Below are 3,089 nucleotides of genomic sequence, written 5' to 3' on the forward strand. Positions count from 1 at the left end.
AGCGTCTCGCCCAGTTCGTTCACGTCCCGCACCAGGTAGTTGTGCTTGGTGACGGGGCGCGTGATGCCCGTGATGTCCGCCTCCTGAAACGCGTCGTTGCCGATCAGGTGCGTCTTGACCTGCCCCGTGATGGCCACAAGAGGGACCGAGTCGAAGTTCGCCGTCGCCAGGGCCGTCACGAGGTTCGTCGCCCCGGGGCCGGAGGTGGCGAGGCAGACGCCGACCTTGCCGGTGGCGCGGGCGTACCCGTCGGCCGCGTGACCGGCGCCCTGCTCGTGGCGCATCAGCACGAACCGCAACTCCTTTTCGTCGTAGAGGGCGTCGAGAATCGGGATGACCGACCCGCCGGGGATGCCGAACAGAATCTCCACCCCTTCGGACTTCAGGACTTCCAGGAGGACATGGGCCCCCGAGCGCGAGGACATGGCACGGCTCCTTTCTGCTGTGGGCGCCTTCGCCGGTGAGACGAAAGGCCCGGTCCAACCCGGGCCGGGACCTCGCCCCGACCCGACGGTCGCGAAGCCGGCGTGGCTCCGCGCCCCGACCCTTCGACCATACTCAGGGTCGCCCTGAGTGAGTCGAAGGGCGGCGACCGCCCAACGCAGGCGAACGCCGTACTCCTTATCGGCCGTCCCGGAAGGTTTGCCTCCGGGAAAACCATGCCCCGCAAGGGGGCGTCAGGGATAGGATTCTACCCTCTTGCCGCCGATTGTCAAGCACCGTCGCGGAAGAAAAGGGGTCAGGAGTGCTTTGTGGGAAAGATGTCTTTCGTAGCGCGGGGCCTTGGGCCCCGCGCTGTTTGTGCGCGGGGGATAAACCCCCGCGCTACAAAAGAGCACGCCCGTCCTCCTTTTCGGCCTACACGATCCCCTCGCCGAAGGACGAGGGCGGGGGCGGCTTGCCCTCGCCGAACGAACCTTCTTCCTTCTTATCGTCCTCTTTGAGGGCGTCGCCCCAGTCCACTTCGTCGTCCAGGGGCGTCGCCGAAGACTCGTCGGACACCGGCGGCTCGGCGGTCGGCGCGTCCGGCTCGGCGGCCGGCGCGTCCGGCTCGCCCGCCCGCTTCCGTTCCTCCTCGTACGCCTCCAGGATAATCTGCTGGAGGCGGTTTCGGCACTCGGTGTTGATCGGGTGGGCAACGTCGGCGTGGAGTTTGCCCTGGGCCTCCTCGTCCGAGACGCGCCTCTCCGGAAGGCGCGCGCCGCAGTCGTTGCAAAACTTGGCGCGGAGGTGATTTTTTCCGCGGCATTTCGGGCAATGGTCCGTCAGTTTCCGCGACGGCATCGCCACAAACAGGCCGCTCGTCCCCTCGATGATCTTCAGGTCCCGCACCACGAACTCGTTGTCCAGCGTCATGGTGCCGAAGCCCTTCAGCCGGTCGCTGCTGTGCGGCGACAACTTCACGGTGACGTTCGTGACCTTCATGGCCCAGTCTCCTGTGGCTTCTACTCCCGAAGCGGTCGCACCACGGTTGCTTCGGCGCCCGCGGCCCGCGCCGCGTCTCCAAAACGCCGAGCCTGGCCCTCGGTGTCTGCCAGGGCGAAATACGCCGATCCGCTGCCCGTCATTCCGACGGCCGCGGCGCCGGACTGTCGGAAGACGGCCCTCAGGTCCATCCTATCTAATCGGACGCGCCGGGCCGCCCCCTCGAGGTCATTCACGAGCAAAGCCGCCGCCCCCGACGCCGGACCTTCCAGGGCCTCGAGAATGGCGGTCGCCTCCGGCCGGCCGTTCACGCTTTCCGCCAGGCGGTCCAGCGCCGCGGTCGCCTCCGGCCGGCCGTTCACGCTTTCCGCCAGGCGGTCCAGCGCCGCGTACACGTCGACCGTCGCCAGGCCGTAGTCCGGCCACGCGAGCGCGAGCCACCACGGCGACCTCGCTTGAACCGCCTCGAGGCGCTCCCCCCGACCTCGCAGGATCGCCACAGGCGAGCCGAAGAAGAACGGCACGTCGCTTCCGATGCTCGCCCCCAGGCGCGCCAGGTCTTCGCGCGCGAGATTTAGACCCCACAGCGCGTCGAGCGCGACAAGCGTCGCGGCCGCGTCCGCCGACCCGCCGCCGAATCCCCGGCCGGGCGGAATCCGCTTCTCCAGGCGCACCCGCGCGCCCGTGCGCGTCCCGCTCTCGGTCCGCAGCAACCGGGCGGCGCGCAGCACCAGGTTGTCCTCGCCGGCGGAAACGGGGATTCCTTCGCACGCGAGATGAAGGTCGTCCGACGCGCTGAACTCCAGCACGTCGAACAGCGTGACGGCCGCCACGACGCTTTCCAGATCGTGATAGCCGTCGGGCCGGCGGCCGAGAACCCGCAGCGTCAGGTTCACCTTGGCGGGGGCCTGGACCGTCAGTCCGCCTTCCGATGGTGCCGTCTCGAGCATGATGGCCGCCCCTGCCGGATCGTAGAGATGCGGAGCCCGCGGCCTCGCCTCCTGTCCGGCGCGGTGCCTCTCGCTACATGATAAACCGGCCGGGGCGTGAAAGTCAACGCGGGATATGCTTTTCGCCTTGATGGCGGGCGTTGGGTCGCACGGGCGCCGGCGGGGGGACCGACAGACCTCCCACACTAAGACACCATCTCCTTGAATGCGGGCAGAAGCAGAAACAGCAGGCAGTGGACTTCGGCACCGACGGCGAGGCCCAGGCGACACCGGCCCGGAATGCCCTCGGCGCCCTCCACCGCGCGCCATCCGAACCACTGGGGAACCGTCTGCATGTAACACCGGTAGCGCTCGCCGAAGTTGGCCGACAGACGACTCTCCTCGTAACGAACGACTACCGAGTAAACGAGCGCGCACCAAATCACCGTAGGAACCACCAGCCAAGGGACCTCCATCAACCATACCAACGCCGCGATCATCGCCGTGTTCGCCAGGTAAATCGGATTGCGGCTATAGCGGTACGGCCCCGTCACGGTGAGGACCTTGTGACCACTCAGACGATAGTGCAGATGGCACTGGGCCCATATCCGAACCGCCATCGCCGCCAGAAACAACGCTCCGCCGATCGCCCAAGTCGTTGTGTCATTCTCAAGTTCGTCGTAGGAACACAAGAAAGCGACGACGACGGGCAGCGCCGCCAACCATCCCCGCAAC

Annotated in this window: 4 protein-coding genes; all 4 read right to left on the reverse strand. The window is 67.4% G+C overall.

The genetic code is table 11. The features are described from left to right. Positions 1-425: thiamine pyrophosphate-binding protein (locus tag NTX40_11015; protein MCX5649604.1), on the reverse strand; the 425-nt coding region annotated here is incomplete at its 3' end. A 433-nt stretch (positions 426-858) separates the two neighbouring features. Continuing rightward, positions 859-1,425 (reverse strand): SpoVG family protein, encoded by a 567-nt coding sequence (locus tag NTX40_11020; protein MCX5649605.1) that lies wholly within the window; start codon positions 1,423-1,425, stop codon positions 859-861. 20 nt (positions 1,426-1,445) lie between these two features. After that, positions 1,446-2,375, reverse strand: coding sequence for a 4-(cytidine 5'-diphospho)-2-C-methyl-D-erythritol kinase (gene ispE / locus NTX40_11025; GenBank protein MCX5649606.1), 930 nt, complete (start codon positions 2,373-2,375; stop codon positions 1,446-1,448). Between the two features lie 185 nt (positions 2,376-2,560). Then, positions 2,561-3,089 (reverse strand): isoprenylcysteine carboxylmethyltransferase family protein (locus tag NTX40_11030; GenBank protein MCX5649607.1); only part of this gene is annotated, 529 nt, incomplete at its 5' end.

The sequence above is a fragment of the Planctomycetota bacterium genome, assembly GCA_026387035.1.
GTDB lineage: Bacteria > Planctomycetota > Phycisphaerae > FEN-1346 > FEN-1346 > JAPLMM01.

Excerpts from the sequence above, each read along its gene's own strand:
- NTX40_11020 (MCX5649605.1), bottom strand. The coding sequence starts at position 1,425 with ATGAAGGTCACGAACGTCACCGTGAAGTTGTCGCCGCACAGCAGCGAC.
- ispE (MCX5649606.1), bottom strand. The coding sequence starts at position 2,375 with ATGCTCGAGACGGCACCATCGGAAGGCGGACTGACGGTCCAGGCCCCC.